Genomic DNA, 24,738 nt, shown 5'->3' with positions numbered 1-24,738 from the left:
TAGCTGCCATTGCTGTGGGCCCACTTTGCAACGCCGATTCCATAGAAGGAGACATCATGCGTATTACCTTGCTGGGCGCCACCGGCCCTACCGGACTGCAGGTTCTCGAGCAGGCGGTACAGGCGGGTCACGAAATCGTCGCCCTTGTCCGCGACCCTGCGAAACTACCGCAGCCAAGGGGCGGCCGGGTCGATGTCGTTACTGGCGACGCCACCAACACCGAAGACCTGACGAAGGCCCTCACTGGTAGCGACGTCGCGATCTCGGCGCTGGGGGCTGGAAAAGACTTCAAATCCGACATCGCCTCACGAGCCACTCGCGCCTTCATTCCGGCTGCTCACGCCGTCGGCCTACAACGGGTGGTCTGGCTGTCCGCTCTGGGCGTCGGCGACACTGCTGGACAGACTCCGACACTGGTCAAGTTTGCGATCAGGGTGATGATGGGCAAGCTGTTCGACGACAAGGCCGTCGCCGACGACATGCTTCGCTCGAGCGATCTGGACTGGACCCTCGTGTATCCGATGATTCTCACGGACGGACCGCGGACCAGGCACTATAGGACCGTCAATCTGCCTTCCTCGGGCAAGGTCGGCAGCCGAATCAGCCGGGCCGACGTCGCCGACTTCATGCTGCGTGCTGCGCTCGGCAACGAATGGTCACACCACAATGTCGCAGTGGCCCGCTGAGACGGGCAAAGAATGGACCGATCAAGTCCGCGATCCTGGTGCCTCATCCGGAAAGGTTGACACGGCAGCGCCTGGGGATGGCGACCGGCCATGACTGCCAAAGGATGGTTCCCGCCGGAAGGTGATGTCCACGTGCGAATCCGGCTGGCCGGCGTGGTCTTCGACTACCGGGCCACCGCGACGGCAGTACGCAACTTGATCCACGATTGGAGGCGAAAGCATTGGTGCACAATCGAATTGATACCCGACACCATCGATGACTATCGGCTGCTGCCGCGCCTGCCGTGCGAGCAACTTTTCCTCGGACCGTGACCAGCAGCAGCACTGTTGCGCCGAATCGTCCCGACCGGCGATCCGGCGCAGCACGTTCAGGCCCTTTGCTCAGTTGGTCGGTGCCGGGGTTGCCGCCGCAGGAGCGGGAGCATTGATGGCCTGGAAGAACTGGATCGCGGCGGCGATTCCGACAGGCACACCGCGCGCGATAGCGCCGATCGCCGCGCCCAAGGCCGCACCCGCTCCAGCGCCCGAGATACATCCGCCCAACGCGCCCGCGAAAAAGATCGGGGCCGTGAGCGCGCCAACGGTGACCGCACCGAGCACGCAACCGCCGACCAAGCCGATGATCGACCCGATCAGCGTGCCCACACCGACCGCCAGGGCGAACTTGCCGCCCGCGTTCGCCAACGCGGCGTCCACGGCCGCGTCGGTCTGAGCATCGACCGGATTGATCGGCATGTCAGCCGGCCGTGCGGTGGCGGGATCGGCGCTCGGAGTCAAGGTCGCCGTATTGTTGTCGATTTGCGCGACAATAGGAAACTTCTTGCCGTCCCTGAAGTACGACAGTGCCCGGCCTCGACGCAGGCATCCGACGAGCGAGCGTTCGAGCCCGCCCCGAGATTCGACATATAGTGCTTGATAGATCGCCTCGTGACTGAAGCGTATCGATGCGTCGTCGGGAGTTCGCATTTCAGTCGGTTGGCGATCTGCTCGGGACTCCAAGCGCTCACCCACGCCCGATCGCCCCGATGCGGCCTATTCCGCCCTTTCCACTCAGGACCCGACAGGCCGGCCACGCCCCGACCGTCAGCGCCGCGGGCAATCCCGGCGAGCCTGTTCTGGACATACCAGCGCAGCCGGTCGTTGACGACCAATTTCGCCGTCTTCCGTCTGGCACGCCGTTCAGCGTGCCACTGCGCTGTCGACGCCTTGCATTCCAGCCGGTAAGTGCGCGTGGAAGCGTTGCGGCGCAACTCCCGTGAGATCGTCGACGGTGACCGACCAAGCCGGCGGGCGATCTCGCGCACGCCAGAACGCGATGTCCTCACGCTCGCTCGACGGCAGATATCGTCCCGAAACAGTTGGATCCAGAACAGGATTCACGCCGCCAGCATGACGGAACCATCGGAACCCGACCGGCGAGGATACCCCCGCCTCGCCCGCAGCTTCTTCGGTCATCGCACCACGAGCGACCGCTGCCCAGAACCGAACACGACCCTCACGCCACGCCACCGTCGGCTGGCCCGGGGAAGCCATCTGGCCCCGATACTCACGAACTCTCTTCTGCCGCTGAAGAACTCCCATGCCAACACGTCCATCATCAAGGTGTTGCGACGATCAGTTGAATACGGCTTGGCGCGTGGGCTGGTCGCCCGTTCACGGTCTTGGCCTCGATAATGGTCAGCGGCTGGGCCGTGCCAAGATCCACCGCCGGGTTGCGCAACGGTTCGAGGCCGTGCTTCTTGTCGAGCCAGTTGCGCGCACCGCAGTGGGTTATCCGTCGAGCAGGTCGACCAGTTTGGTGAGCGCGGTAGCGAGCACCCGCCGTTCGTCGCCGTCGATCTGGTCCAACGCGGCCGCGAAACGCTGGATGCGGGCGGAGGCGAGGCCGTTGACCAGCGCGTGCGCAGGCTCGGTGGCCGACAGCTTCTGCGCTCGACCGTCGACCGGGTCGACGGTGCGTTCGAGGTAGCCGCACTTCTCGAGCCCGGACACGATACGTGACATGGTCGGCGCGGTGACCCGTTCGGCGGCGGCGAGATCACCCAGCCGCATCGGTCCGGTGCGGACCAGGGTGGCCAGCGCCGCCGCCGACCCGGGGCCCAGCGACCCGAAGTGGCCGCGGCGCAGCAGCCGAATGAGCTTGCCGAAGGCCAGATACAGATCCGCCGCCTCGGCCAGGTGCTGGGTGCTGCGCTCCTGCTGGATCATCCCGCCTTCGCTCCTACGCGTGTCGTCGCCGTTGCGTCGGCAGCGGCGGCGTTGTCCGTTTCAGTCAGTTTGCCCGCCCGATCGGCTTCGGCGAGTTCTGCCCGTTCGTCGACGGTGTGGCGGCCGCCGGAGAACCAGGAGGCGATTGCTACACCGGGCCGCAGTGCGCATACCTCTCGTCGTACCGCATACCGCCCGGCTGCTCGGCCCGATCGGCCGGGCGGAGTCCGGCTACATCTCCGGCAGCCGGTCTCCCTGCACCAGCTCGATGTCCAGATCGATCTTCACGGTGGTCCCGACCGCGGCCACCCCTGCCCGGACGACGGCGTTGTAATCGATGGCGAAATCATCGCGGCGCAAGAGGGTTTCGGCATGGAAGGCGGCCCGGACCCCACCCCACGGGTCGGGTCCGTAACCGCCGTAGGTGAGCGCCAGGTCCACCGGCCTTCGCTGCCCGTGCAGCTCCAGCTCCCCCACCATCACCCAGGTGTCCGCGCCCGTGCGGCGCAGCCCGGTGCTGATGAAACCGATCACCGGAAACCGCTCGACGTCGAGGAAGTCCGCCGAGCGCAGATGCTCGTCCCGCATACCGACGCCGGTATCGATACTCGCGGCCTTGATCTCGGCGTAACCCGTTGTCCGATCGAAGTTTTCGGCGACATCGAGCCGCCCGCCGACGTCGGCGAACCGCGCCTTGATGCTCGCGATGCCCAGGTGGCGGGCGGTGACGCCGACCGTCGAATGCACCGGATCGATGGTCCACGGCCCCGCCGGCGGCAAGGGCACCGCGCTCGCCTCTGGGTCGAGCCGGATGTCGCCGAGCTCACCAGCGCCGGTGGCCGGGATGCGGACGACCCGGGCAACCGGCTGATATCCGGGGGCGGTGACCACTGTGGTGTGCATGCCCGCGGGCAGCGGCTCGGTGGCCGCCGCCCCGGTCGCATCGGCGACGGCGCGGGCGAGCTGGCGTCCGTTCAGATCGGTGACGGTCAGCAGTGCGCCCGGCACGGGCCAGCCCGCGGCGTTGCGGATCTGGACGGAGAGCCCGCTCATGACAGCTCCGCCGCCTGCTCGCCGTCGTAGCCCAGCCACACATCGTGGCCGACCTCGCCACCGGTGACGGTCACCGCGCTGGTCACCGGCGGATAGCCGCGGGCGACCACGGTGTAATCGCCCCCGGGCAGATCGGTGACGACATAGCGGCCGTCCGCGTCGGTGCGGGCGGTCCCGATCGGTGTACCCGCCTCGTCGAGCACGGTAACCTGCGCGTCGCGCACCGGATTCCCGTCGGCCAGCACCGATCCGGTCAGCATCGCCATCGGGGTCAGCTCGATATCCTGCCGCAGCAGGCCGCTGTCGGGCACGACGAGCGTGATTGCGCTGGGCCGCATATGTTCGGCCACCGCGACCAGGGTGTAGATGCCCGACACCACGCCCCGGCAGATGTAGATGCCGTCGGTGGCCGTGACGGCAGCACCCACCACCTCGCCGCGCTGATCGGTCAGCGTGACGGTGGCCTCGGCCACCGGCTCGCCCCGACCCGCCGACCACACCACACCGGAAAGCTCACCGGACCCGTGCAGGGTCAGGTCCAACCGCTGCGCACGCCCGTCGACCATGGTGTTCAGCGCCGCCGGCTGATGCCCGCCCGCCGAGACGATCAGCACATAGCTCCCGACTGCAGGCGCCTCGATGCGGTAGCCGCCGTCGCGGTCTCCGGTGGCCCGCGAAACCTGGTGTCCGCGTTGGTCGATCAGCGTCAGCACCGCACCCGGGACGGGCCCGCCGTCGGCACGGTGGATGCGCCCACCGATCGAGCGACCATCACCGGTGGAATCGACCACCGACCCGGCTGTCATCGCCGCAACATGTTCCCGCCGATGCACCACGGGGCTGTTCGCCGCTGCCGCATGGCCATTCGCCGTCACCTGACCGTTCGTCGCGACGTGGCCGTACGGTGCGGCATGCCGCCCGGCAGCGGCGGCAAGGGCCGGCTCGGGCCGGGAGATCACCTGAGTGGCTCCCTCCCAGACCTGATCCTCGGCCCAGGCCGCCCCGACGGCCTCGTCCGCGTCCTGCGGCTGTGGTATGCCCGCCCGATCGGCTTCGGCGAGTTCCGCCTGTTCGTCGACGGAGTAGCGGCCGCCGGCGAACCAGGAGGCGATGGCACCGATCGCCATCATGACCGCCGCCGTCAGGAACACCACGATCAGTCCGGAGTGGAACGGTCCGGAGATCAGGTGGGGGAAGAATTGCTGCCCGGTGAGCACGTCGGCTTGCACACCCGGCTGGTCGAGGGTGCCGCTGGGACCCAGCAGCTCCTTGAACGGGTTGTAGCCGAGGAACGTGGCGAACAGGCTGCCCACCGGTGGCATGTCCGCGATCTGGCCGGCGACCGGCGCGGACACGCCCTGTTCGCGCAGACCGGAGTCCATTGCACCCGGCAGCGTGCCGGACAGGCCGACGATCATCAGCGAGAAGAAGATGCCGATCGACAGCGCCATGCCCCCGTTCATCAGGGTGCCCCGCATACCGGAGGCGACGCCGCGCTGCGAGGCCGGCACAGCCGACATGATCTCGGCGGTGTTGGGCGAGGTGAAGATGCCGGTGCCCAGGCCGTTGAGCAAGATGATCAGCGCGAACAGCCAGTAGTTGAAGTCGACCGGGATGATCACCAGCAGAACGAAGGTGACCGCCGCGAGCGCGAGCCCGCCGGCCGCGAACAGCCGGGGGCCGTAGCGGTCGCTCAGCCAGCCCGAGATCGGGCCCGCGATCAGGAATCCGATGGTCAGCGGCAGCATGTAGATGCCGGCCCACAGCGGAGTGGACTCATAGTCGAAGCCGTGCAGCGGCAGCCAGATGCCCTGCAGCCAGATAATGAGCATGAACTGCATCCCGCCGCGGCCCACCGACGCCATGAAGCCGGCCAGGTTGCCCAGGCCGAACGCCCGGTTGCGCAGCAGCGACAGCTGGAACATCGGCTGCGCGGTCTTGGTCTCGATGACGCAGAACGCCGCGAGCAGCACGATGCCCCCGATGACCGCGGCCAGCACCCAGGGGTTGGTCCATCCGGTCTTGGAGTCGCCGTAGGGCTGGATGCCATAGGTGATTCCGGTCAGCAGCGCGGTCAGGCCCAGCGCGAAGGTGATGGTGCCCGGCAGATCCAGCGAGCCGGAGTTGCGCTGGCCGTAGTCGTGCAGCGATCGGTAGGACCACACGGCGCCCAGGATGCCGAAGGGCACGCTCACCCAGAAGACGGCCTTCCAATCCCATTCGGCGAGCAGGCCGCCCATGAGCAGGCCGAGGAATGAACCGGCCACGGCGGCCACCTGATTGATCCCCAGCGCCACGCCGCGCTGCTTGGCGGGGAAAGCATCGGTGAGGATGGCCGCTGAGTTGGCCATCAGCATGGCGCCGCCGACACCCTGGACGACACGCCACCCGATCAGCCACAGTGCGCCTGCGCCGTGGGTGAACGGGTCGAACGACAGCGCGATCGCCGTCAGGGCGAATACGGCGAAACCGAGGTTGTAGATGCGGACGCGGCCGAACATGTCGCCGAGGCGGCCGAACAGCACCACCAGCACCGCGGAGGTGAGCAGGAAGCCCATCATCAGCCACAGCAGGTAGCTGACGTTGCCCGGCGAGAGCGGGTTCAGGTCGACGCCGCGGAAGATCGCCGGCAGCGAGATGATCACGATCGAGGAGTTGATGGTGACCATCAACATGCCGAGCGTGGTGTTGGACAGGGCCACCCATTTGTAGTGCGGGTGGTCGTGATCGACGCGGAGCCGACGGCGGATGGTCTGGACGTCGCCGACGTCGAGTTCGCCGACCGATGGTGCGGAAGCCAAGAGCATCTCCCCGGGCAGTAAGCGGATAGGGCCTCCGGTTAATATAGTTGCATATCGCTAACTAACTAAATCGGGGGAATGTGACACCGCCCTCAGCCCGCGGCACCGACAGGTCGTAGCGGTAGCCCGCGGCCTGGTCGACGGCGGTGAACGAATGCGGCAGCGGCTCCAGCCATTTGCGCAGCAGGGCGTCGATCCGGGAACGCGTGGTGCGCGCCCGGTTCAACGCGCCAACGACCACGTGAGCGCCGAGGTGATGATCGGGCGCCGTTCCTCGTTCCCGGGCGAACTCGGAGTACCCCCAGCGACTTCGCTTGTGCCCGGTATTCAGAGGCTGCTGCTGTTCCGAAGAAGCCGGAAGTCCGGCCCGAAGCCGAGTTCCTCGACCGCGGTCGAGCTGCCCATGGTGTCGAACCATCCGGTGGGCACCGGCGCGGCGGGCAGACTCGGCTGGGGGACGAGCCTGTCCGGGGTGCAGCGGTGTAGCGGGCCTTGTGCGGCATCGAGAATTATTCGCAGATGGAGGTCGATGCGTGAAACGAACAGGGTGCTCATGGCAGTCCCGTCCTCGGTGACCCGCGCCGCTTCGAACACTGCGTGCAGGGCGGCGAACTGAACCGCTACACCGTGGTGTGCCCACCATTGGCGACACCAGGTGTACTGGCCTTCACGATGATTCGCGGCCACACGCACGGCAGTGACCGGCAGTAGCCACTGGTTCACGAAGTCGGAGCAGTGGGTGAATCGTGGGGGTTTGGTTTTGCGGTCACCGGCGGAGCCGTTCGTATTCGGTGGTCGACGCGTGGTCCCGAACCATCCCGGGGAACCGGGTCAGCGGACAATGATTGCAGCGCGGCGTGTTTGGCTCGCGTACATCGATGCAGTGGCCCGTTGGCGGCATCGAGGATGACTCTCATGTGTGCGTCGATATGGCTCAGGAACGCGGAGATCGCGCCGCCGGACTGGCTACGACGCGAGGCCTCGAATGCGCTGTGCAAGTGAGCGATTCGTGCCGCGACCGGTCGGTGTCGCCACCATTGCACGCACCACGTGTAGGTCACGTTTCGATGATGCGCGGCGCGCTGGGCCGCTATCGCAACAGTCCACAAGCAAGAGACGTACTCGACCGCCTCACCCTGGACCCCACGTTCAACCACATGTGGCACAACAGCCTCGAGGTTGCCTACGGACGCCGGCCCACCGAGTTCGCACACCCGAGTGGCCATAGCAGAAGCGCGTGAACATGGTCGTCGACCGAACCGTCCCAAACATCGAGAATGGCAACCTCGAACCCATTGGGTAGTCATGCATGCAGCGCTGGCTTATTCACTATCGAGCCCATGAGGTAGACCACTAGAGGTCTTCCCATTGGGGCTGATTGCCGTCGCGTGAAGTACCCCTAAATCGCGAATCACATAGACCCACATCATATTTGCGGGACAGATCGGCAAACTTGACTGTCCAGCGCAGGCCCCCCGCCTCAAGCCGGAGAGCGCCGGCTCTTCGAGCGATGCTGATCGCACACCCGAGATCGCAACACCGAAACAGTCCATCGGACGCAAATCAGATTGCCTATCAACCTCTTTCATGCATTCACGTCAGGATCTCCACGCCACCATGTCGGCCGTGCAGCCACAGAATAGTCGAATCGCAGTCCGCGCCAGGACGGGTGGCGCAGGCCGGTGGCGGTGCGTTCGCGGTAGGCGACATCGCCGACCAGATGCGGCCGGATGGCGCACCATACGCCGAACGCTACCCGCAAAAGATACCGAATGGTCGCATTATCGTGATGCTCCGGAATCCCGTATCCCTGGTGGAATTCGTCGTACTGTCCGTGCCGGAAACTACCGTTGTCTGCCGATCGAGCCAGTTCTGGTCATGTGGGTGTGGGCGGCTCGGCGGCGGGGTGCATGACGGCGTGCCACCACGATTCGAGCCGACTCGGCTCCGGCCAGCGCACCACTGGCACATCGTCATCGGAACCGCTGGTGATGGCGGGTGCCGTCGTATGCGGCTTTCCCGGCCGGCGGGCGGGCTTGTCACCGCGTGGTTCGCGTGGGGTTGCTGTCATGGCGCACCTCCGAATCTCTGCCCGACGCCGGTCTCACCGGGCGGGCTGGATTCGCAACTCGCGGCGGCGGTGTACGCCGAGGTCGACCGCGCGCGAGGAATGCCACGAAGGCCCAGGGGCAATGCCGAGGGGTCTGCACCACCGCAAAGGGGGCCGACCTGCGCCATAGTAGGCATTCAAGGTCAACAGCAGGCCACGTTCGAGCCGATTCCCGGGGTCTGCACCGAGATCGAACCCAGCGGGCGCAGCCTGGCGCACCCGGTGTGGACCGCGTACCGATCGGGCGGGTCTCGCCCCAGCGTCGCGGTAGTGCACGTGGGGCGCGACCCTGATGTCGGCTCAGCGGTCGGGGCTTGTGTGCACTGCGCCGACACACAGCGCATACCAACAGGTCGGCCTTCTCAACCGGTCGCTGCCCAATCGTGGCCGACTGATGATGAGGTCGTTACGGCCCGTGGGGTCCAGAGTCGCGCTGGTGGTGCAGCGTCAGCAGCAGGTGATCAAATTGCGAGCGCGTCGCCGGTGATATCTGGATGGTGGCGATTTCGCCGATCAGTTGAGCCGCCAGATCACGCACGCGGATGTTGGTTTCCTGTGACCGCCATACCAGTACCCGGAACGCTTGCTCGGCGCTGATGCCGTAGACGAGCATCAGCGCTCCTTTGGCCTGCTCGATCGCCACCCGATGTTCGAGTATCTGCGGCAGCAGGTCGTCGAGGATTGCGTGGGTCTGTGCGGCGTCGCGGTCGGTCAGGTCGATGTAGTAGCCCTCGGTGCCGACCACGGCGCCGGTGTCGTCGGTGATCGAGTCCGACACCACCACGACGTAGTGCTCGGTGCCGTGGGTGTCGATGATGCGGTGGCGGCTGGAGAACGGGGCGTGGTCGCGCACCGAGGTGACCAGTGCCGCTTCCACTCGGTCGCGGTCATCGGGATGTTTGTGCGACAGAAGCAGTTCCGTGGTCGGGGTCACTTCGCCGGGAGCATAGCCGTGCATGCGGGCCACCTCGTCGGACCACTCCCAGCGTTGGTCGGCGAACTGGAACCGGAACCAACCCGCTTGCAGTGCGTTGCCGGCGCCGACCACCTTCTCCACCGAGGCCACCGCCTCATCGGCACCGTCGTCGTCCTCGGTCATGTCCTCAGTGTCGCACCCGGCGGCCTGGCGGGAGCCATGGCGGCACCCCGTCGCGGTCCGGGGCCACCAGTTCACCGTCGAGGGTCCTCCCGCCCCGCCGCCAGCGACAGCAGGGCGTGATCTCAGGGAAGGCCGCGCTGAGGGAGTTGCCGTTACGGCTGACCATGTGGCACGCAGAGTCGGAAATCCATGCCAGACAGCGGATTCCGCCGTACTTCCATTCGTAGGCGTACCGGGTGTCGTCGGCGGCGGGAGCCGGGCCGTTCTCTTGACTAACGCCTGTGGACCAACAAGGGCGATGTCTATGCGTCCACGGAAGTCCGCGGCCGTCGAAGCGATTTTGGATGGTGTGCCGTCGATGGCGGTTCGGTTCACCCCTGGGACAGGGCGAAGGCCAGCATCGCGGTAGAGGTGAAGTCGGTCGAGGGTTCCACGTTCTGCCAGGCGCCCACGTCGTCGAGGAAGCGGGCCTTACCCCCGTCGAAGTCGGTCCAGGCCGTACCAGGATTCGAGGAACAGCGCTTCATCGTCGGGAAGGTATTGAGCTCGTCGAGCTTTTCTGCGGCATTCGGCCCGTTCACCACAGCGCCTCGCAGGATCTCGCCCGTGCCGTCGAGGCTGCCACCCAGGTTGGCCACTTGGTGTTCTGGGCAGTGCGGGTAGACCTCGCCTGCGCCGATCATGAAGGTGCTGCCCCAGGAGTTGGCGCCCATTGCCCAGCCACGCTGTTGCGCGCTGAACTCGTCGTAGCGGTGGTCGCCGGTGACCTTCCCATACAGCTGTGCGGTGGCGACCAGGCCGAAAGTGTGTGGTACCGAGTCGAAGTCGGTGTAGACCGCACCTGCCGCGAAGGGGTCCTCGGTGGCCCGGTTCACCCCGTCGTCCAACTGCCGGCGCAGGTCACCTTGCAGCTCTGCGGCGTTCTCGCTGTCCGCCTTCACGATAGTAAGCAGGTCCGCGTGGGCGAGTGCGCTGACGTCGGCGACGCCGAGAGTGCCCTTGGTGTCGGAGTCGATGTACTGCTTCGCCCAGCGGGTGCCCTGGTGCTGCCAGTCGCCGGCTCGTGCGTCGCCTAATGCCTTGGCGGCCAGGCTCATTTCGGTGGCCCCGAACTCCATGTCGTCTTGCCAGGAGTCCTCGGGGTAGAAGTTGTGGGGGAACGCAGTGATCAGTTCGCCCTCGGGTGAGGTGTCGGCCCGGGTGTAGATGGCAGCGGCCTTGTCCAGCCAGGACTTGGCAGCGGAGGGATCGCTGTTGGCGCTGTTCTGTGCGGCGAGCGCGAAGACCGCTGCCATGCGGCCGGCCAGGTTAGGACTGATCGGCGCGCCGGGCTCGTTGGCCCGGAAGACCGGCCGGTTCTTGATCAGGTAGTCCGGGTCACCCGGTTGCACGTCCAGTTCGTCATCGGTCTCGGGCAGCCGCCACACGTCGTGGTCGGTACGGATCCGGTCGTTGCCGACACCGATACCGACTTGGGCGTAGAGAGTGCCACTCTTGCCGTCCCACATCTTGTCCAGCCAGGCCAAGCCTTGCTCGACCTCCTCGGCCAGGCCCGCGGTGTGCGGAGCAGCACGTAGGGCCAGCAGCAGATCGGCGGTGCTGTAAGCGGTGGTGTGGGTGAACTTGAGGAAGTCACCAGCGTCGGACCAGCCGCCCGAGACATCGACTGGACCACCCACGGGGGTCAGCTTCTCGTCGAGCAGTTCGGTGCCGTCCTCGTTGTACCGAGGGGTGGCGTAGACCGTTGCGTGGCGGTCGGCCAGATGTGAGGGCTTGCGGTGCAGGACATTGGGCAGGACATCCGCACCGTCGCGCTGAGATTGGAAGAAGCGCACGTTGTTCTCCACGAGCGAGGTGAGCAGATCCTTGGCGGGCGCAATGCGGAACTGTGGGGAGCGCCCAGAGGCCGTGCCGGTGAGCTCGAGTCGGTAGCTGCCCGGGGTATCGACAGCCGACAGGTCCACGGTGTGGACGGCCGGATACTTGCTGTTCCAGGTGCCGGTACGCCCGCCGACCTGGCCGGTGGCCACGATGGTGCCCCGGTCGTCCACCAACCGGTAGCCGGCTTGGCTCAGTTCCGTTTCCGAACCCATGACGAACGCCTGTTTTGCCTGCCCGACGATGTAGCCGACCTGATCGACCCGGATCGCGGGTGGGCCGGCGTGGGCGGCCGCATCGGTGGGCAGGGCGCATGCTGCGACTGCGAGGGTGACAACGAGTGCGGTGGAATGCAAGCTCCACGCGAGGCGAAGTGAAACGGCGGACATGGGCTCCACCCTGCCTGGTACTACATGAGATTAAGATGAGGGGCTCTGGACGAGGGCGGCCGATCCTACCCAGGCGCGGCTCGTGCGCTCTGGCAGCAACAGCTCCACCAATGCCCCGCCTCCGGGAGCCAGGGAAAGCCGGGCGGTGCCACCGTGCAGCTCGGCCACCCAGCACACGATGGCAAGACCGGTACCGGTGCTCGCACTGCCGGTGACATGCCGCTCGAGCCAGTAGCCCAGAATCCCCGGCCACAACCTCGGCGGTAGTCGTCAAGCAGGTGTACTTGGCGCTGCTGATTCGGAACTGAACAAACAGGCCGAGGATCGCACGGTCGAGTTCGCACGGTTGCGTCGCAATAGTGTCGCACCGCTTCGTGCGCGCCATGGCTGTTTAGAGTCGTTCGCTATGAAATGGAATCGGCGTAAGCGGGTGGCCATGGACGGTGCTGCGGTGGCCCGGGTCGGGGAGGCCGTGCGGCGGGACCCGGAGGGTTCGACCACGTGCAGCGGATTCGCCGAACGGGCCCTGGCGACGCCGGCGGTCCCGGCGTGGATCCACTGGGTCTATGACCGCAACCCCGAGATCGCGCGGTTCTACTTTCAGCTGCACTATCCCCTCGACGACGGTTACGGCGATGAGGAGCGGATCCTCAAGCGGGCCCATCAGGCCGAACAAGCCGCACGGTGCGTGGAACGGGCCCGCCGCTTCCACACCGACAGGCCCGTGGTGAGCGCGTATTTTCCCGAGCTGCCCGACGACGAGGACTTCCACGCCGCCTGCGACGCAGGGCGCGAATGGGACGGGCACTGGTATTCCCGCGACCCGCTGCAAGCCTGGCCCGAGGTCCACGGCCTCCGATAAACCCGTCCCGGGTCTCGGTGTCGGTGCTCGAGGTCGTCGCCATATCTCGGCATCGACCTCATACCGAAACCCCGAGCCTCCCGAGCGCGCTGGCCGATGATTGGCATGGTTTCGGCGAAGACGACGAACGTCAGGTCTGTATCAACCTGTTGCAGTGGTACTTACGTGTGGCAAAACAAGCACGAATAGAGCGGCAGAATGCGTCACACGGGGCCAGCATTGCCGCCCCGAACGAGGGCGCGGTGGCCGGTCAGAATTCACATCGATGGGGACCAGCTGACCGACCCGGTCCTCTGGTGGGGTCAGAGGAGCTTCAGCAGGTGCAGGTCGTCGACGTACTTGTGGACGAGGGCGGGGGAAAGGTGGGGGATGTCGGCGTCGGGGCCGAGATCGGCCTGCTGCACGGCGACGCGGAAGAGGTCGGCGGGGAGGACGGAGCCTCGGGTGGGTTCGGCGGGGGTGCGGTAGGCGTCCAGAAGCGGGAGGACGGATTGCTGGCGTTGCTGCTGGGGTAGGGCCAGCAGGGCGCTCTCGAAGCGGGACAGCCATTCGCCGTAGTCGTCGAAGCGCTGGACGGGGTGGCCCTCGTCGATGAGCCAGTCGACGAACTGGTCCAGGGAGATGCCGTCGTCGTAGGGGTTCAGGACGTCGAAGCTCTGATAGCCGCTGGTGGCGCGGCCGCCGAGGGTGACGATCGCTTCAGCGGTGAAGTCGGCGGGCAGGCCGTCGTAGTGCGCCCGCTGCCGATGGCCGCCGGAGTCGGTGCGGTAGAACGACTTCGGCGCCATGCCGGTCACCAGGATGCTGAGGAGCAGCCGGGTGAACATGTCGGTCACGTTGAGCTGCCCGGCGTAATAGCTGTGCGCGAGGATCATGTCGGAGCGGAACACCGCCACCGGCAGCCCGAACCGCTCCTGCGCGTCCCGTAGTAACACCTCGCCGGCCCATTTGCTGTTGCCGTAGCCGTTGGCGTAGCTGTTGTCGAGTACCCGCTCCGGGCTCATCTCGCGGATGTCGCCGTCCTCGGCGAACCTCCCGGGCGGCACCTGGCCGGCCACCGCCACCGAGGACAGGTAGGTAACCGGCTTGCGCCTGCCGGTCAGGGCCAGCCGGATCACCTCCGCGGTGCCGACGACGTTGGGGCCGAACAGCTGGTCGTAGGGCAGCACGTGGTTCACCAGCGCGGCCGGATGCACGACCATGTCGGCGGTGTCCGCCAGCCGCTGCCAATCCTTTTCCGTCAGACCGAGATTCGGGTAACCGATATCGCCGGGTAGCACCTGCAGCCGGCGTTCGGCCAGCTCCTGGTAGTGCCGCAACAGCGCCGGATCGCCCGAGTCGAACACCGCGTCCAGCCGCGCGCGCGCCGCATCCGCGTCCTTGCCGCGGATGATGCAGATCAGAGCGCCGTCGACGGCGTCCAGCCGCTCCAGCCAGCGCAGGCACAGGAACCGGCCCAGGTATCCGTTGGCACCGGTCAGCAGCACGGTCCGCGGCGTCGTGGCCGCCGCCGGCAGCGCGGGCGCGGCCTCGAGAGTGCCGGCGTCGATGAACTTCTCCAGTGTGAGGTCGGCGGCGCGGATCCGATCGCCGGTGCCGTGCACCGAGACCGCGGTCGCGCGCCGCCCCGCGGTAACCTGCTCCTCCTCGATGTATCCGGCCAGCTGTTGCAGATCGACCGCGGGACTGACGATCACGCCGACGGGCACCTGTATCCCGAAGATCTCCTGCAGCAGGTTGGACAGCGACAGTGCCGACAGCGAATCGCCGCCGAGATCGCCGAAGTGCGAGTCGGGCCGGATATCGGCGTCGGCGCAGCCCAGTAGCGCCCGCACCGCCCGGTGCACGATCTCCGGCACCGGTCGGTCACCGATCCCGCTTCGCAACGCGGTCAATTCGTCGGTCTGCTGCCGCTCCAGCTCCCGGTAGAGTTCCTCCAGCCGCTCCCCGTAGCGTTGCTTCAGCTTGGGCCGCAACAGTTTTCCTACACCGGACAGTAGCCCTTCGGCGCGGGTGAACGGGTGCGTCTCGATGATGATGTCGCGCGGTATCTCGTAGGAGGCCAGCCCGGCATTCTGCGCGATCTTCTGCAGCGACTGCAGGACGGCGGCCTTCAGATCGTCCGGATGCGCATGCAGCGCCTCGTCGGTGGGCACCACGACCGCGAGCACGTAGGCGCGCTCGCTGGAGCCGTACACGTAGATCTGCCGGACCAGCGCGCTGATCGCGTATACGGCCTCCAGCTGGGACACGGCGACGAATTCGCCCTGCGAGAGCTTCAGCACGTTGTTCCGCCGGTCCACATACACCAGTTCGTCGGGGCTGATCTCGGCCATGATGTCGCCGGTGCGGTAGAAGCCATCGGCGTCGAACATCTCCGCGCTGAGCTCGGGCCGCTTGTAGTACCCGGGGAACATCGTCTTCGTCTTCACCAGCAACTCGCCGCGCGGATGCGGCCGGTCGTCGTGGTGGTAGCCGAGTTCGGGCACGTCGGCGAGCTTGTAGTCCAGCACCTGGGGTCGGTGAATGTGGTTGTCCCGCATGATGCCTCCGGCCTCGGTGGAACCGTACCCGTCGTGCAGCGGCAGTTCGAACACGGACTCGATGAAGGCCCGTGTCTCCGCGGACAGCGGCGCGGTCCCGCAACTCATCGCCAGCACGCGGCCACCGAACTGCCGCTCCCGCAGGTCGATTCGCACCTCACGCTCGGCGGTGGTGCGGTCGGCGCCGTCCGCGACGCGCTGTTCCACCTCGCTGACGAACTCCTGGAACACCAGATCGCACACCCGCGGCACGAAGGACACCTCGGTGGGCCGCACCAGCGCGAAATCGTCGAACAGGGTGGACATGTGGCTGCCGGCGGTGAAATACGCGGTGCCACCACGCATCAGCGTGCTGACCACCTGCATCCGCCCCGCCAGGTGGCTCTGTGGCATGTAGTTGAGCTCGATCGCGGGCAGCGAAATGCCATCGGCTCCGTAGCGGGTACGCCACATCGCGGCCAGCATCTCCTCGGTATACATCGCACCCTTCGGGGTGCCGGTGCTGCCGGAGGTATAGATGAGCATGGACAGCGGATTCTCGCCGGCGGCGGGCACGAACAACGGAACAGGAGACAGGCTGCTGCCTCGGTCGAGCACGGTGTTCAGCTCGGCCACCACGATGGGACTGTCGGCCTGCGCCAGGCGGAGACGGGCGCCCTCCATGGCGGCACGGTCGCTGTCGTCCTCGGAGTGGTAGTCGAAGACCAGCAGTTGCTGCGGAGCGGCGGTCCCGGCGAGCACCGCGTCCACGGCCCCGTCGAGCATCTCCAGACTGCTGGCGAGCACCCGCGGGGACGTCTCGGCGAGGATCGCCGCCCACTGCGCAGGCGTCGCGCTCACCTGCAGTGGCACCGATACCGCGCCCTGCCGGGTGCAGGCGAAGTCGACCGTGATGTAGTCGGGGCTGGTGAACCCGAGGATCGCGACGAAGTCACCGGCACGCACCGGATGCTGCGGGTCTCGGTGCCATGCGGCGGCCAGCGCGCCCACCCGCGACCACAATTCCCGGTAGGTCATGGTGTCGAAGCGCGGCAACAGCCGACGGACCCGGCGCCCGGCGGCGTCGGTGCCGAGTTCGGTACCGCGCATGCCCAAGGCCGGCCTGTCGGCATACCCGGCCGCGACGGTGTCGACCATCTGGGCCAGTCGCAGGCCGGGCCGCGCGGCGGCGGCGATGACCTCCTCCGACGGCATGGCATCGCGCACCTGCTGGTCGGTGAAGACCTGGTCGATGCGGTGCTGCTGTTCGGTTTCCCACGTATGCGTCGCCATGGCCGGTCTCCCTGGGTCGTTCGACGGACTACAACTAGAAAACCTCTGGCAAATTTGAAGTGTAGTTCCGTGTCTCCGGCGCGCGCCACGATCACGGTGGACTGGGCGAATACGCGGCGACATCGCGGGCTCGTGGTAACCGACGCAATCGCGGGTACGTGGCGACGCCGCACTCGGTCGGCGTCACCGCCCGCCACCTGGCCATCGCGAGCATCAAGGCGCGGTTCGCCGACGTACTCTGCGGGTCGGTTACGCAAGGCTCCGTGCTTACGAGGGCACCCCGGACCGGACGAGACCCAACGATCTCCCACTGAATCCGCCGCCCGCCAGCGTCTTTCGAAATTGCGTTCAGCTGCGAATAGTTGACCGTTGGCGGCCAAATCTATAGGCGTACAAGTCTTTTCGATGGCTCTTGACAGCAGTCCGTGATGTCGAGTCGCGGCACTTTGTTCCAATCCCTGGGCCGTTTCCCGTGGGTTCAGCCGGACTGAAGCTACTTCGTCGGGAACCCGCCGCTTTCGGTCACAAAAGCCTGTTTGCCGCGGCGGGTATTTAGCTTGCAGTCCGTTCAATGGTGGTCAATCCGGTCGGGTAGGTGTTTCGCGAATGCGATCCGCAGCAGCTACTCCGTATGCTTCGCCCGAGGAGGTCGACATGTCCGAAGACACACCGGCAATTCCGTCCTGGGTGCCCCGAGACACATACCCCTTCGAGCACCGCTATCTCGACCTGGCCGGCGCTCGCGTCCATTACGTCGACGAAGGCATCGGTCCACCCCTGCTACTTCTGCACGGCAACCCCACCTGGTCGTTTCTCTACCGTGAGTTGATCACCAATCTCAGCGGCCAATTTCGCTGCATCGCTTTGGATTACCCCGGGTTCGGCCTCTCACGCCCGGGCCCTGAATACGGTTTCACGCCCGCCGAGCACGCGACAGTCGTCGAGCGATTCGTCACCGAACTCGACCTGTCGGGCGTGACGCTCATGGTGCAGGATTGGGGCGGACCGATCGGGTTCGCGGTCGCGACGCGGCATCCGGATCGGTTCGCCGCGTTCGTGATCGGCAATACCTGGGCCTGGCCGAAATCGGATCTGGGAACGCAGGTGTTCTCCCGGACGCTGGGCGGTCCGATCGGCAGCTACCTGATTCTGCGTCGAAACTTCTTCGTCGAGAGGCTCATACCGCTCGGTGTCCGGCGCCGGAAGCTATCGGAGTCGGTGATGGACGCCTACCGTGGGCCGTTCCCGACGTCCGAGTCGAGGCGTCCGATGCACGTGTTCCCTCGCGAAATCCTCGGCAGCCGACCGTTTCTCGCCGAGATCGAGCGAGGGCTGCCCGCCCTGGGTAACAAGCCCGCGTTGCTGGTGTGGCCGACGAAGGATGTGGCGTTCCGCGAACCGGAGCGTCGCCGCTGGGAGCGGGTCTTTCCCCAGCATCGCACCGTCATCCTGGAGGGCGCGGGCCACTACATCCAGGAAGACGCGCCCGAGCAGATCATCGCCGCGATCCGGGAATGGGCGCCGCAACGCGACGGCGAAGGTTGAACTAGAACCGGGTGGCCGGCGGCGTTGCGGGTGGTGCCGTCTACCAATCCGGCTGACGCGACCGCCAGCACGAACCCGGCCAGCCCAGGCCTCCTCGCAAGGGACTCCCGAACATCGGGGTCCCGGACTCGTGCGAAAAACAACGACAGTGGCTTGACCAGCACCGATGCGGACGCGCAGGCTGAGTGCATGCGGGCCCGCGACGTCGTGGTCGGGCAAACCTATGCGGTGCTGATTCCACACCGGATTTCGCCGGGGCGCCATCTCGACCGTGATCAACCCGGCACGCCGGCGTCGGCGTGGTGGTGGATGAGCGGTACTCGTTTCCGGCTCACCGTCACCGAAGTGGACTCGACCAGCAGTCCGGCCATGGTGGAGGGGCGACCGATCACCGAAGGCAAGAGCATCGAGGTCGTGCTGACCGACGAGCAGGTCACTGCGCTCACTGCGCTGGGTCTGCCCGGTGGCGAATATCGCGTGCGCGGACGATTGGTGGACGACCAGGACCGACCCGTGGGTTTACCCGAGCCCCTGCGCGTCCCGGCTCGCTGGCTGCAGCCCGCCGAGGGGGTCGACCACCGCACGCATGGCAACCTCGATCCCTATTCGGGGTGACCGTGTGTGTCTTCCGCGCCTCAGCCCTCACCAGGCAGTCGATCTCCAGCCCATCGACCAGCCATGCCCGCAGACCCGAAACCAGCGAGAACACCGCACCGCGGCAGCGACCCTGGGTCTGCGGGAATTCGACCCGAGCCGCACTCTGCATCGAGTGGAAGGAGCACATGAGATGCCCGATCCGCTGACTGCGCTGACCCAGGCCGGGGTGTCGATCTGGCTCGACGACCTCAGCCGCGAACGCCTCGCCGACGGCAGCCTCGCCGATCTGGTTCGTGACCGCCACGTGGTCGGTGTGACCACCAACCCGACCATCTTCGCCAAGGCCATTACCGGCAGCAACTGCTACGCCGACCAGATCCACGCGCTCGCGCTGCGGCGGGTGGATATCGCTGCCGCGCTGCGGGAGTTGACCTGCTACGACGTGCGCTGGGCCTGCGATGTGCTGCGCCCGGTGTATGACGCCACCGGCGGGGTTGACGGGCGTGTATCGATCGAGGTCGACCCGCGTATCGCCCACGACACCGACCGCACCGTCGCCGAAGCCCACGCCCTGTGGTGGATGGTGGACCGACACAACCTGTTCGTCAAGATCCCCGCCGCCAAGCAGGGCCTGCCGGCGATCACCGGCTGCCTGGCCGACGGCATCGATATCAACGTCACCCTCATGTTCTCCTTGTACCGCTACCGTGAGGTGATCGACGCTTTCCTGACCGGGCTCGAGCAAGCCCGTGCACGCGGTAAAGACCTCGGTGCCATCCACTCCGTCGCCTCGTTCTTCGTCTCACGCGTCGACACCGAGGTCGACAAGCGCCTCGACGAACTCGGCACCGACCAGGCGGCGGCGCTGCGCGGCCGGGCCGCCATCGCCAATGCCCGGCTGGCCTATCAACTCCACGAGCAAACTCTCGCCAGCGAGCGATGGCAGGCCTTGGCGCAGGCCGGTGCCCACCCGCAGCGTCCGCTCTGGGCCTCGACCGGGGTGAAAGACCATCGCTACGACGACACCCGCTACGTCGTGGAACTCGTCGCGGCCGGGGTGGTCAACACCATGCCCGAGGCAACCCTGCAGGCTGTCGCCGACCACGGCCTGCTCCCCGCCGACAGCATCCACGGCACCTACCCGCACGCCCGGCAGGTGCTCGACGAGCTCGCCGCGGTTGGCGTCGATTACGACGATGTCGTCGCGACCCTGGAAGCCGACGGCGTCGCCAAGTTCGACGCCAGCTGGGACCAACTCGACCTCGCCCACGCCCTCACCGCGCCCGCAGGACGGTGACCGCACGACCGCACTCCCGGCGATCATGATCGCGTGCGCCGGACTCACCAGCGTGGAAACCGCACATGCATTGCACGACAACGGATTCGACAGCCACGTCACACCGACCCGCAACGAGCCGGCGTGGGAACTCGAGGCACCGAGTAGTTGCGGTCGCGGTAGAGACGGCATTGCACGACCAGCCGCTGCCAGCTGCGCCGACGCAGATCCGCTACGGCCGAAACGGGCAACAGCCGCAGACCCGTTCAGTCCGGGACCGCTTACCAGCCACCGCGCATACAGGAACGCCTGGATCAGGCGCTCGCGCTCGACGCGGGGTTTGTCGGGCTGCTCACGCGCGTGCAACGAGCCGTGAGACGATCGGCGTGGCCGCCTGACCCGGCGCCAGGGGTGTCGAGGCGAACTCTGCCTTGATGCCTTCGACCCAGCGCCGGGCGCGCTCGGTGAGCTGGTAATCGTCGGTCTGCAGGTGCCCGCGGGTGACAAGCACGCCGAGTTGGGCGCCCTTGCAGCGTAAGTCGCCCGGCGCCGCGACACGCATGTAGAAGGCCTCGGACTCGTCGATCAGCGAGTCCCAGTCGTTGCCGCAGCGCGCAAAGGAGAGGCGCCCGTCGTCGTCGAGGTGCCACACACCTGTGCGTGGGGTCGCGGTCAAGAGCTCGAGATCCGGCGAGGTCTCCGTGATCATCAGCTGACCCCACACCTCGTCCTCGCCATAGCCCCGCTCCCAGCGCGAGTTGATCTCCTCGATGTCGAGCTCGTACTCCACGTCCATGTACTCGAGCAGGTGGAAGAGGAACAGCGGCATGTCGGCGTAGGTCTCGGTGGTCAAGTTCGTCATCGTGCTTACGCCGCTCAGGCGCGGGTTCACCTCGCCGAGGTAGAACTCGTCCGAGTCCAGGTCGTGCAAGAGGTCCACCTCGAAGTAGCCGCAGTACCCTTCGCGGTGGAGGACGTCGCCCAGCTTCCGCACCATCTCTCGCACGGCGTGCGTCTGTCCAGGCGGCAGCACCCCGCGCCAGATGTCATTGCCGCACCAGCCGCCTTTGTACGGAGTCAGCTCTGGGTAACCGACGAGACTCGTCATCGCGGTGCCGACCACGGTGCCGTGACGGGTCACGGCGCCCTCGAGGCACACCTCGACATTGCGGATGCGCTTCATGACTTTGACTTCCTGATCGACCAGGTCACCGCCGTACTGGTCCCAGTCGCGCTGACCGCGCAGAAAGAACGTCTCCGTGCCGGCGTCGCCATAAGCGGTCTCGACGACGAGGTCGTCTCCCAGCCCAGCGCTCTGCGCGAGCGCAAGCAGTTCGTCGTAGGAGCCGACCCATCCGATCACATTGGGCACGCTCGGCACGCCCGCCTCCTCGGCCAGGCGCGTCATGACGATCTTGGAGCCCAGGCGATGGCGCAGCTCCGCCGACGGGTGCATCACCTCGAGCCCCGCCTTGTGCGCGAGGGCCTGCGTCTCCTCGTCGAGCATCACAAAGCAGGCCTTGCCACCGGGCCCTCGATGCGCGATGAACTCGAGTGTCTCGGGGTCGTACAGGAGGTGGTTGCACACGTCCTCAATGCCACCGTAATCCCGGCGGTCGCGCCGCCGGGGCACGAACACGCGCGGATGTGCGCCCTCGAAAGAGTCAAAGTACGTCAGGTAGAAGAAGTTCCGTACCCAGCGGTCGATGCCTAGGAGGTTGAACGGGGTCGGCGAGATGAAGTACAGCGGTACGGCGTTGGTGTGAAAGAACGCGCGTACGTCCGAGATGCCGTTCAGCACGCGGCGCGACTCGGGCTCAGGCCCGGCTGCGTGCACGATCACGCCAGCCGCGGTGAGGTCGATGCCTGGGCCCGGCGCAGCGACCGCGGCGGGAGCAGGGGCGCTGCGGTGAGCGCGACGATGGTGGGCTCACAGACCTCCATGCCACAAGTGTGCGCCTGCCCATGGCCGTGTGGAAGTGTGGAGTGCCCCAGTACTTCGAGTGCGGAAAATTAAATGTGATTGCATCGTCTTCTCGCATAACCGCAGCTCACCGGGGGTGGGGGCCGTTTCCACGGCCACTCGGTCGACGAAGCAGCCGGCCCACCCGCCACCGCAACGCCCGAGGTCGGATGCTTCGGGCACTGCCGTGCATCGACCGATGAATCGGTCCTGATCGAGGCGGCCGGCGGAGGTCCTCCGCGCGCCTGGTTTTGGGATGACGTGGTCGACACTGTGTCGAGTGTGGTCGACGATGTCGTCGGCGCCGTCATGACAGTGGTTGGCGCCGCCGTGGGGACGGTGGAATAGACAGTCGGAATAGTCGCTGACGCAGTCGGATTCGTGATCGGTGGGATCGAACAGATTCCGATCGTCGGGCGATTCACCGGTGAGGCGATCGACCTTGGCCAGAGCATGGCACTGCCTTTCGTGCAGTTCCTCATCGACGCGAATGTATGGATTGCCTCCCAATGGGTGCGTTGAGGGCCCGTCCACTTCGAAATGGTGTTCGGTTGCGGAAAGTAGCCACATGGCGATCAGATCGACAGGCAGACAAGACTTTTCGATTACGCTTGACAGTGATCCGGAGCGAATCGAACCTGCGATCCAGGGATGAGAACAGAGCAGGGTACCCGACGCTACTGCGGCCACGCGGTCGCCCTGGCTGTGCACCAGGACTAAAATTTGGCACGAGGCGGAGGGATATGACTCAATACCCACCCGATATCGAGATGATCGCCGCGATGCCTCGTGGCGGTCCGGATGCGTCTTGGCTCGACCGGCGGCTAGAGACCGGAAGGCTCGAATACCTCGACAGATACGACGTGCCCGAGCAGCGCAAGCGGAGGATCGTTACGTTCCTCGATCGAGTCGGCAACGTGTTCGGTGACCACGACCGCAACGCACAGCTGGTCGTCGGACGGCTCGCCGGCCTCCGCAATCCGCGGGTGCTCGAATTGGGTGCCGGCCACGGCGAGCTGGCGGCACGAGTGCTCGACCTGCACCGCACCGCCACGGTGACGGTGACCGACCTGGACCCGAAATCGGTTGCCGCGATCGAAGCAGGCCCCCTCGGCGCCCACCCCCGTGCCACCGCCAGGGTCGCCGACGCGACCGCCATCGACGCACCCGACCATAGCTACGACCTGGTCGTGTTAGCGACCTCGATGCATCACCTCCCGCCCAGCCTCGCGTACCGGGCCATCGCCGAAGCCACCCGTGTCGGGAGGAGATTCCTCGTCCTCGACGTGATGCGGCCGCCGGCGATTGCCTTGGCAGTGGTGCCGGTGCTCACCCTCATCCCCGTGATCTTGATCGTGATGGTCTGCTCCTCGCCGTTCGCGGTCGCCCCGGTCCTGCACGACGCGTACATCAGCTTGTTGCGCTCCTACAGCACATCGGCGTTCATGGCACTCGGCAGCGCGGCCGACCCCACGATCACTGTCAAGTTCCTGCCGACGACCAGCGGTCAAGCGGCCGTGCTCTACACCAAGCCGTCGAACGCTCAATTCACCGGCCGCATGCTTCCGGTGACCTACCGCCACTGGGTTGCTGTCGGTGATGGCGCAGGCCCACGCCGTGCCAGGTGATCATGCGATTCAGGTACACGGTCGGACTCGGTGACGGGTGGGGACCAACTTGGGGACCACACGGCTTGCGTCGCAACGAACTTCGCCTGTTCGCGGGTGATCTCGGATTGCACGTGCATGGCGTGCGACGTGCTCGCAGGTTCAAATCCTGTCAGCCCGACAAAGAGCCGGTCTTCGGACCGGCTCTTCTTGTATCTACGTGACTGCTGCTGGCTACCATTGCTACGGCGACGGAGAACGAGGAGCCCCCGATGAGCCTGCACCACCAGCTTGTGGAAGTAGCGGCCGGCATGGACGTACCCGAAGGATTTCGCGCGGACGCGAAAGGCGATGTGATCGTGGTGTCCCCTCAACGACCCGAACACTGGAACATCATCCAGGAGATCGCCTTTCGGGTCCGGCTCGCGGACGCGGAGCTCGCCACCACATCGGACGTGAAGATCGCAGGAACCGGCGAGAACGACAAGGCCCCCGACGTGGCGATCTTCCGCAAGGGTGAGGCCCTCCATGCCCGGAACGCGCTGGCCTTCTTCGAGGTGGTTTCGCCGAGCAGCATCGAGGCCGATTACATCGACAAGGCCCGCCTCTACGCCGAGGCCGGAGTTCCCGAATACCTGATCGTCGATCCAGCACGCGAAACCTGGACACTGCACTCCTGCCCATCCGACGGTGAATATCAGCTCACGTCGACGAAGCCGATCAGCACACCAGTTCGAGTCGCCGATATCGAGTTCGAGCTCTAAGCCTCGATCCACCGACGGTCTTGTGTCCGTTGGTGCCTGATGAACGAGAAAAGTGCCCTTCGAGCTGGGATGATCGCTGTTGTCT

20 protein-coding genes and 3 pseudogenes are annotated in these 24,738 nt (G+C 66.2%); 9 read left to right on the top strand and 14 right to left on the bottom strand.

What is annotated here, in order from left to right; genetic code table 11:
• Positions 1-56: 56 nt before the first annotated feature.
• On the top strand, positions 57-686 hold the full coding sequence (locus ACFXIV_RS45825; protein WP_379403916.1) for an NAD(P)-dependent oxidoreductase: 630 nt from the start codon (positions 57-59) through the stop codon (positions 684-686).
• Positions 687-776: 90 nt separating this feature from the next.
• Positions 777-998, top strand: coding sequence for a hypothetical protein (locus ACFXIV_RS45820; protein WP_379403917.1), 222 nt, complete (start codon positions 777-779; stop codon positions 996-998).
• A gap of 528 nt (positions 999-1,526) precedes the next feature.
• On the opposite strand, the pseudogene ACFXIV_RS45815 reads toward ACFXIV_RS45820, so the two are convergent.
• From ACFXIV_RS45815 to ACFXIV_RS45760, 12 genes and pseudogenes are all read right to left on the bottom strand, one after another.
• A pseudogene (locus ACFXIV_RS45815) lies at positions 1,527-2,267 on the bottom strand (transposase); the annotation flags it as partial.
• A 189-nt stretch (positions 2,268-2,456) separates the two neighbouring features.
• The gene (locus ACFXIV_RS45810) at positions 2,457-2,894 is read right to left on the bottom strand and encodes a MarR family winged helix-turn-helix transcriptional regulator (RefSeq protein ID WP_379403918.1); all 438 of its coding nucleotides are present in this window, start codon (positions 2,892-2,894) and stop codon (positions 2,457-2,459) included.
• Between the two features lie 231 nt (positions 2,895-3,125).
• Entirely contained in the window at positions 3,126-3,947 is an 822-nt protein-coding gene (locus tag ACFXIV_RS45805) for a YceI family protein (RefSeq protein WP_379403919.1), read from the bottom strand.
• Complete coding sequence (locus ACFXIV_RS45800) at positions 3,944-4,753, bottom strand: collagen binding domain-containing protein (RefSeq protein ID WP_379403934.1); 810 nt, start codon at positions 4,751-4,753, stop codon at positions 3,944-3,946. Before ACFXIV_RS45800 ends, ACFXIV_RS45805 begins: the two co-directional genes overlap by 4 nt.
• 273 nt (positions 4,754-5,026) lie before the next feature.
• Positions 5,027-6,754, bottom strand: a pseudogene (locus ACFXIV_RS45795) (MFS transporter); the annotation flags it as partial.
• A 55-nt stretch (positions 6,755-6,809) separates the two neighbouring features.
• Positions 6,810-6,989 (bottom strand): hypothetical protein, encoded by a 180-nt coding sequence (locus ACFXIV_RS45790; protein WP_379403920.1) that lies wholly within the window; start codon positions 6,987-6,989, stop codon positions 6,810-6,812.
• Positions 6,990-7,075: 86 nt separating this feature from the next.
• Positions 7,076-7,480 (bottom strand): annotated as a pseudogene (locus tag ACFXIV_RS45785) (DUF4913 domain-containing protein); the annotation flags it as partial.
• Positions 7,468-7,974: a DUF4913 domain-containing protein gene (locus ACFXIV_RS45780; protein WP_379421472.1), complete on the bottom strand. Its 507-nt coding sequence runs from the start codon at positions 7,972-7,974 to the stop codon at positions 7,468-7,470. The pseudogene ACFXIV_RS45785 and the gene ACFXIV_RS45780, both read right to left, overlap by 13 nt.
• A 650-nt stretch (positions 7,975-8,624) precedes the next feature.
• Complete coding sequence (locus tag ACFXIV_RS45775) at positions 8,625-8,819, bottom strand: hypothetical protein (RefSeq protein ID WP_379403922.1); 195 nt, start codon at positions 8,817-8,819, stop codon at positions 8,625-8,627.
• Between the two features lie 445 nt (positions 8,820-9,264).
• A complete protein-coding gene (locus ACFXIV_RS45770; RefSeq protein ID WP_379403923.1) occupies positions 9,265-9,957 on the bottom strand; it encodes a PAS and ANTAR domain-containing protein in 693 nt (230 codons plus the stop codon).
• Between the two features lie 4 nt (positions 9,958-9,961).
• A complete protein-coding gene (locus ACFXIV_RS45765; protein WP_379421475.1) occupies positions 9,962-10,144 on the bottom strand; it encodes a hypothetical protein in 183 nt (60 codons plus the stop codon).
• 184 nt (positions 10,145-10,328) lie between these two features.
• Entirely contained in the window at positions 10,329-12,224 is a 1,896-nt protein-coding gene (locus ACFXIV_RS45760) for a glycoside hydrolase family 9 protein (protein WP_379403924.1), read from the bottom strand.
• A 406-nt stretch (positions 12,225-12,630) separates the two neighbouring features.
• Between ACFXIV_RS45760 and ACFXIV_RS45755 the strand changes: the two genes are divergently transcribed.
• Entirely contained in the window at positions 12,631-13,086 is a 456-nt protein-coding gene (locus ACFXIV_RS45755) for a hypothetical protein (RefSeq protein ID WP_379403925.1), read from the top strand.
• A gap of 302 nt (positions 13,087-13,388) precedes the next feature.
• On the opposite strand, the gene car is transcribed toward ACFXIV_RS45755, so the two are convergent.
• On the bottom strand, positions 13,389-16,901 hold the full coding sequence (gene car / locus ACFXIV_RS45750; protein ID WP_379403926.1) for a carboxylic acid reductase: 3,513 nt from the start codon (positions 16,899-16,901) through the stop codon (positions 13,389-13,391).
• 654 nt (positions 16,902-17,555) lie between these two features.
• On the opposite strand from car, the gene ACFXIV_RS45745 reads away from it, so the two are divergent.
• The 3 genes from ACFXIV_RS45745 to tal all read left to right on the top strand — a co-directional run bounded on the left by ACFXIV_RS45745 (position 17,556) and on the right by tal (position 20,340).
• Positions 17,556-18,446: an alpha/beta fold hydrolase gene (locus ACFXIV_RS45745; RefSeq protein ID WP_379403927.1), complete on the top strand. Its 891-nt coding sequence runs from the start codon at positions 17,556-17,558 to the stop codon at positions 18,444-18,446.
• A 153-nt stretch (positions 18,447-18,599) separates the two neighbouring features.
• Entirely contained in the window at positions 18,600-19,061 is a 462-nt protein-coding gene (locus ACFXIV_RS45740; RefSeq protein WP_379403928.1) for a hypothetical protein, read from the top strand.
• 172 nt (positions 19,062-19,233) lie between these two features.
• Entirely contained in the window at positions 19,234-20,340 is a 1,107-nt protein-coding gene (tal, locus tag ACFXIV_RS45735; RefSeq protein WP_379403929.1) for a transaldolase, read from the top strand.
• 331 nt (positions 20,341-20,671) lie between these two features.
• Here tal and ACFXIV_RS45730 read toward each other — a convergent pair whose 3' ends face one another.
• Entirely contained in the window at positions 20,672-22,162 is a 1,491-nt protein-coding gene (locus ACFXIV_RS45730) for a biotin carboxylase (RefSeq protein WP_379403930.1), read from the bottom strand.
• A 501-nt stretch (positions 22,163-22,663) separates the two neighbouring features.
• On the opposite strand from ACFXIV_RS45730, the gene ACFXIV_RS45725 reads away from it, so the two are divergent.
• From ACFXIV_RS45725 to ACFXIV_RS45715, 3 genes are all read left to right on the top strand, one after another.
• Positions 22,664-22,804, top strand: coding sequence for a hypothetical protein (locus ACFXIV_RS45725; RefSeq protein ID WP_379403931.1), 141 nt, complete (start codon positions 22,664-22,666; stop codon positions 22,802-22,804).
• Positions 22,805-23,025: 221 nt separating this feature from the next.
• Positions 23,026-23,910 carry a class I SAM-dependent methyltransferase gene (locus tag ACFXIV_RS45720; protein WP_379403932.1) on the top strand — a complete coding sequence of 295 codons (885 nt, stop codon included), beginning with the start codon at positions 23,026-23,028 and terminating at the stop codon, positions 23,908-23,910.
• Positions 23,911-24,161: 251 nt separating this feature from the next.
• Positions 24,162-24,653, top strand: coding sequence for a Uma2 family endonuclease (locus tag ACFXIV_RS45715; protein ID WP_379403933.1), 492 nt, complete (start codon positions 24,162-24,164; stop codon positions 24,651-24,653).
• Positions 24,654-24,738 lie beyond the last annotated feature (85 nt).

This window comes from Nocardia sp. NPDC059236 (assembly GCF_042754085.1).
GTDB lineage: Bacteria > Actinomycetota > Actinomycetes > Mycobacteriales > Mycobacteriaceae > Nocardia.
This window is presented reverse-complemented; position numbering and strand designations above follow the sequence as displayed.